General features: G+C 73.7%; 5 protein-coding genes. 3 read left to right on the forward strand and 2 right to left on the reverse strand.

The window, feature by feature from the left end:
* Positions 1–465, reverse strand: a 465-nt coding sequence (locus tag ACSNOK_RS29940; protein WP_436783939.1) for an N-acetyltransferase family protein, incomplete at its 3' end; no start/stop codon positions are given.
* Positions 466–661: 196 nt separating this feature from the next.
* Between ACSNOK_RS29940 and asnB the strand changes: the two genes are divergently transcribed.
* Together asnB and ACSNOK_RS29950 are read left to right on the forward strand one after the other, a co-directional pair.
* The gene (gene asnB / locus ACSNOK_RS29945) at positions 662–2,530 is read left to right on the forward strand and encodes an asparagine synthase (glutamine-hydrolyzing) (RefSeq protein ID WP_436783940.1); all 1,869 of its coding nucleotides are present in this window, start codon (positions 662–664) and stop codon (positions 2,528–2,530) included.
* Positions 2,531–2,660: 130 nt separating this feature from the next.
* The gene (locus tag ACSNOK_RS29950; protein WP_436783941.1) at positions 2,661–3,035 is read left to right on the forward strand and encodes a GntR family transcriptional regulator; all 375 of its coding nucleotides are present in this window, start codon (positions 2,661–2,663) and stop codon (positions 3,033–3,035) included.
* 90 nt (positions 3,036–3,125) lie between these two features.
* Here ACSNOK_RS29950 and ACSNOK_RS29955 read toward each other — a convergent pair whose 3' ends face one another.
* Positions 3,126–4,181: a hypothetical protein gene (locus tag ACSNOK_RS29955; RefSeq protein WP_436783942.1), complete on the reverse strand. Its 1,056-nt coding sequence runs from the start codon at positions 4,179–4,181 to the stop codon at positions 3,126–3,128.
* Between the two features lie 260 nt (positions 4,182–4,441).
* Here ACSNOK_RS29955 and ACSNOK_RS29960 point away from each other — a divergent pair.
* Positions 4,442–5,749: xylan 1,4-beta-xylosidase (locus ACSNOK_RS29960; RefSeq protein WP_436783943.1), on the forward strand; the 1,308-nt coding region annotated here is incomplete at its 3' end.

Here is a 5,749-nt window from a genome sequence, read left to right on the forward strand (position 1 = left end):
GGGGTGCGGCGGGGTGTGGGCGAGGTCGAGCCGGAGGAAGCCGGCCCGGCGGAGGCGGCGGTAGCCGTGGGCCTCCGCGAGGGCGGGGGAGTGGCCGTCGTCGTTCGCCCAGATGTAGACGGAGCGGGCGCCGAGCCCGGTGAGGTATTCCTCGGCCGCCCGGAGCAGCGCCGAGGTGACGGCCGCGGCGGTCGGGCCGCCCAGCCGGGGGTCGGCGTACGGGGAGGCGAACGCCCGGCCGTGCGCCCGCGCTTCGCCGTCCGTGTACAGGCCCACGCGGGCGCTGCCGGCGATCCGTCCGTCCGCCTCGGCGACGAGCAGCCGGTAGCGCTGTTCCGGTGGGGCGTTCCGCAGCTCCCAGAGCAGCATGTCGGCGGTGATGATCATGAAGGGGACCGCCGCGCGGCGGCCTTCGGCGACGGGTTCCGCGTCGGCGGGGGTGAACTCCCGGACTGTCAGGTGCATGCGGCGAACCGTAGGGCGCGGTGGAGCGGTTTGCGAAACGTTTTCCATTCGCATGGTTGGTACATGCATCTATAAGGCGTAGCGTCGCGGACGCGGACGGCCGCGGAAGGCGGCGGTCCGCGTCGGACGGGGGTCGAGCCATGCCCCGGCGCGCTCGCGAGCGCTCCCGGGCGACTGCCGAAAGGGGACACCGCGCATGTGCGGCATCACCGGATGGATCGCTTACGACCAGGACCTCACCACCGCCGGAGCGCGCGCCGCGCTGGAGGCGATGACGCGGACGATGGAGTGCCGGGGCCCCGACGCCTCGGGGATCTGGCAGGACACCCACGCCGCGTTCGGCCACCGCAGGCTGGCCGTGATCGACATCGAGGGCGGCCGGCAGCCGATGCTCGTCGAGCACGACGGCCGCACCCGGCTCGCCCTCACCTACAGCGGCGAGGTCTACAACTACCGCGAGCTGCGCGCCGAACTCGCCGGCCGCGGCCACACGTTCCGTACCAGCAGCGACACCGAGGTCGTCCTGCACGCCTACCTCGAATGGGGCGAGGCGTTCACCGAGCGCCTCAACGGCATGTTCGCGTTCGCCCTCTGGGACCCGCGCACCGAGGAACTGCTGCTCGTCCGCGACCGGATGGGCATCAAGCCGCTCTACTACCACCCCACCCCCGACGGCGTCGTCTTCGGCTCCGAGCAGAAGGCCGTCCTCGCCCACCCTGCCGTGCCCGCGAGCGTCGGCGCCGAGGGGCTCGCCGAGGTGCTGGCGTTCGTCAAGACGCCGGGCCACGGCGTCTACGACGGGACGCACGAGGTGCGGCCCGGCCACACCGTCCGGATCCGCCGGGACGGGACCACCGTGCGGACCGTCGTCCGGCGCTACTGGGCGCTGGAGGCGCACGAGCACACCGACGACACCCCCACCACCGTCGCGCGCGTCCGGGAACTCCTCGACGACATCGTCGCCCGCCAGCTGATCGCCGACGTCCCGCTCTGCACCCTGCTCTCCGGCGGACTCGACTCCTCCGCCGTCACCGCGCTCGCCGCCAGGGGCCTCGCGGCGGCGGGCCGCGGACCCGTCCGCTCCTTCTCCGTCGACTTCGCCGGCCAGACCGACCACTTCGTCCCGAACGACCTGCGCGGCACGCCCGACGGCCCGTACGCCCACGCCCTCGCCGAGCACGTGCGCTCCGACCACCGGGACATCGTCCTCGACACCGCCGACCTGATGGACCCCGGCCACCGCCGGGCCGTCCTCACCGCCCGCGACCTGCCCACCGGCTTCGGCGACGGCGACACCTCGCTCTACCTGCTGTTCAAGGCGATCCGCGAACAGTCCACGGTCGCCCTCTCGGGGGAGTCCGCCGACGAGGTGTTCGGCGGCTACCGGTGGTTCCACGACCCGGCGGCCGTGCACGCCGACACCTTCCCCTGGGTCGCGGCCGGCGTCGCCCACACCTTCGCGGGCGGCGACAGCGCCCTGGTCGCGCTGCTCGGCAAGGACGTCCTCGACGCCGTCGACCTGCCCGCGTACGTCGACGCCCGCTACCGCGAGGCCCTCGACGAGGTGCCCCGGCTGCCCGGCGAGACCGGCCTCGAACGGCGTATGCGCGAGGTCTGCTACCTCCACCTCACCCGCTTCGTCCAGATCCTCCTCGACCGCAAGGACCGGGCCAGCATGGCCACCGGCCTGGAGGTACGGGTGCCCTTCTGCGACCACCGCCTGGTCCAGTACGTCTTCAACACCCCCTGGTCGATGAAGACGTTCGACGGGCGCGAGAAGTCCCTGCTGCGCGCCGCCGTCCGCGACGTGCTGCCCGACGTCGTCGCCGACCGCGTCAAGAGCCCCTACCCCGCCACCCAGGACCCGCGCTACGGCGCCGCCCTCCGCGCCGAGCTCCGCGAAGTCCTCGCCGACCGGGACGCCCCCGTCCGGCCGCTGCTCCGCGAGGACGCGCTCCGGGACGCCCTCGCGGAGGAGTCCGGCGACCGCTACCGGGGAGCCGTCGAACTCGTCCTCAACCTGGACACGTGGCTTCGGACGGGCGGGATCGACCTGCGGCTGTGAGAGGGCGGCGGGCGGTCCCGGGGACGGCGGCCCGGGGGGAGTGCCGGCCGCGGGGCGGGGTCCTCCGGTTCCGGCCGCCCGTCGGCGCACAATGGAGGGCGCACACCGTCCAGCCAGCCAGGAGACCCACGTGGCCTTGCACCTGACCGTCGATCCGGAAGCGCCCCAACCGCCCTACGAGCAGATCCGCGCCCACATCGCCGACCGGGCCCGCTCCGGCGCGCTGCCCGTCGGCCACCGGCTGCCGACGGTCCGCGGCCTCGCCGAGGAACTGGGCCTCGCCGCCAACACGGTGGCCAAGGCCTACCGGGCCCTGGAGGCCGACGGCGTGATCGAGACCCACGGCCGCAACGGCACCTTCGTCGCCGCCCCCGGCGACACCGCCGACCGCGAGGCCGCGGCCGCCGCCCGCGCCTACGCCGAACGGGCCCACCGCCTCGGCCTCGGCCGGGAGGCGGCACTGGCCGCGGCGGAGGAGGCGCTGCGGGCGGTGTACGGGGACTGACGGGGGTTACGGCGTTAACGGGGGCTGGGCTGACGGACGCCGTACGGGCCCTGCGCCGCTTCGAGCCCCCGGCCGGCCGGCCGCCCCGGCTCAGGGGATCGACAGCGCCCACTGGTAGGGCAGGTGGAACTCGCCCGGGGCGAAGGTGAACCGCAGACGCGACAGTTCCTTGTCCGCCGAGTACACCAGCTCCAGGTGCGTCGTTTCCCCCTCCGCCACCCTGACCGGTGTCGAGGAAGCGAGCTCCGGGGAGTAGGGGACCGGGTTCCGGAGGCCGGGGTTCGCGTTCTCGTAACTCCCCACGTCGTAGCTGCGCAGTTCCACCGGGGCGCCGCTGCCGTTCGTCACGGTGACGGGCACGCTGTAGGCGTGCGCGGCCGGGGCCGCGTCGCCTTCCCCGGCCGGGGAAGGGGTGACGGCCCGGACCGGGCCGATGGAGACGCGGACGCCGTCGTCGTAAGTGAGGGTGCCCTTCCGGGCGGGGGAGCCGCTGTCGGCCGCGCCGGAGCGCTCGCGGGCGGCTACGCCCTGTTCCTCCCGGTAGCGGACGCAGCCGCCGTCGGCCGACAGGGTGGGCTTGTTCGTGAACCGGTCGGGGCTCATGGAGAGGGTGATGCCGTGGTCGGCGACGGTGTGGATGCCCGGCCAACGCCGTTCCCGCCGGGGGGAGTCCTGATCCGTCTCCTCCTGGGTGTCCCGGACCTCCCAGCCGTGCTCCCGCCACGCCGCGCGGACCTTGTCGAGGTCCGCCAGGTAGTCGGCCTCGCGGGCGTAGTCCAGGGGCCAGACGTAGTGCGGCTGGTCCCGGGTCACCCCGTCACCGTCGAACCCCATGTCGTCGACGCAGGAGGTGCTGCCCTCCTTGCGCATCCCGTCGGCCTTGCCGGAGCCGGGGCGGAGGCGGGCGACGGTCGTCTTCCCGGCCTCGCGGGTCCTGATGTCCTGCGTGCGGTAGTCCGCCGCGGAGCGTATGCGGCCGCCTTGGAGATCCTCGAAGAAGCCGGGCGCCGCGGTGCTCACCCAGAAGACCAGTCCGATCACGGCCGCGAGGACGAGCCACCGCCGGACCACCACCACGGGGCCGGCCTTGGCGGTCGGGGTATCGGCGGCGGCGACGGTCGGCTCCTGGGGCGGGTGTTTCTCCATGTGACGATTCCACGCCACGGGTCCCGTCCGCCGACAGGGACGGCTTACTCAATCGCACCTGAGTACGGGTACCCAGGGGACGGACGGACGAGTGGGGAGACCCGCGGGTGGATGGACGGAGGGGCGGACGGACGGAGGGACTGAGGGGCGGACGGACGGCGGACGGGCGGGGTCCGGAGGCCGGCCGCCCGCCCGCCGGGTGACCACCGTTCCGGCGGAAGCCCCCGGACCGGCCCCTCCGGCCGATACGCTGGCCGGTGATGGGACGTCATGCCGGGGGACCGGCGTTGCCGAAACGGGGGCGGTGGCGGCTGACCGCCCTGCTCACGGTCGTGGCCTGCGCCCTGGCCCTGCTGCTCGCGGCGATCCTCGCCGACTGGCACTCCCGGGACGGCGGGCCGTACGACGAGCGGGCCGAGGTCGGCTGGGGCTTCACCCACACCCAGTACAGCGCCGACCGCGGCGGGGACACGGCCCGGCGGACCGCCGCCAAGCTGCTCGCGGCCGAGTCCCTGCCGCAGAACCAGCACATCATGGGCTGGGGCGCGGACAACCCCGAACCCCGCCCCGGCACCTACAACTTCACCGACCTCGACCGCCGCGTCGCCCTGATGCGCCGCTCGGGCGGCACCCCGGTGCTCACCCTCTGCTGCGCCCCCGACTGGATGAAGGGCGGCGGCGCGCGCACCGACTGGTCCCAGAAGTCCCTGGAGAAGGCCCCGGACCGGGACCACTACCGCGACTTCGCGCGGCTCGCCGGCGTCGTCGCCAAGCGCTACCCGGACATTCATCACTTCATCGTCTGGAACGAACTCAAGGGCTTCTACGACGAATCCCGCAAACGCTGGAACTACGAGGGCTACACCGAGCTCTACAACCTCGTCTACGAGGAGATCAGAAAACAGCGGGACGACGTCCTCATCGGCGGGCCGTACGTGGTGATGGACAGCAACGCACCCGGCGCCGCGTCCAACGTCTCGGCGCTCCAGGGGCCGTGGGGCATCGTCGACCAGCGCTCCGTCGACGCCCTGACGTACTGGAACAAGCACAAGGCGGGCGCCGACTTCGTCGTCGTCGACGGCTCCAGCTACACCCGGGACGGGGACCGGCTCCTCCCCGACGAGTTCCGCGCCACCCGCAAGTTCGCCGACGTCACCGCGTGGCTCCGGAAGGCCACCGGGCTGCCCGTCTGGTGGGCCGAGTGGTACGTCGAACCGCCCGACGCCCGCGACAACCGGGCCGGCTGGACCGAGGACCACCGCGTCGCCGTCCAGGCCACCGCCATGATGCACATGGCCGAGGCCGGTGTCTCCGCCGCCTTCTACTGGAACCCGGAGGGCACGTCCGGCGCCTGCCCCGGCTGCCTCTGGACCCCCACCGAGCTCGGCGGGGGCGGGGAGCGGCTGCCCATGATGGACCTGCTCTCCCGGTTCGCCCGCGAGTTCCCGCCGGGCAAGGAGGTACGGCGGCCGGACGTCCGGGGAGCCGGGGTCCTGGCGCTCGCGTCGCGGGACGTGGTCGTGGTCGTCAATACGCGGGATGAGGGGGTTCGGGTGGAGGTGGAGGGG

This window comes from Streptomyces sp. URMC 126, from assembly GCF_051386555.1.
In the GTDB taxonomy this organism is placed as follows: Bacteria; Actinomycetota; Actinomycetes; order Streptomycetales; family Streptomycetaceae; genus Streptomyces.

Coding starts and splice junctions, on each gene's coding strand:
- asnB (WP_436783940.1), top strand. CDS start 662: ATGTGCGGCATCACCGGATGGATCGCTTACGACCAGGACCTCACCACC.
- ACSNOK_RS29955 (WP_436783942.1), bottom strand. CDS start 4,181: ATGGAGAAACACCCGCCCCAGGAGCCGACCGTCGCCGCCGCCGATACC.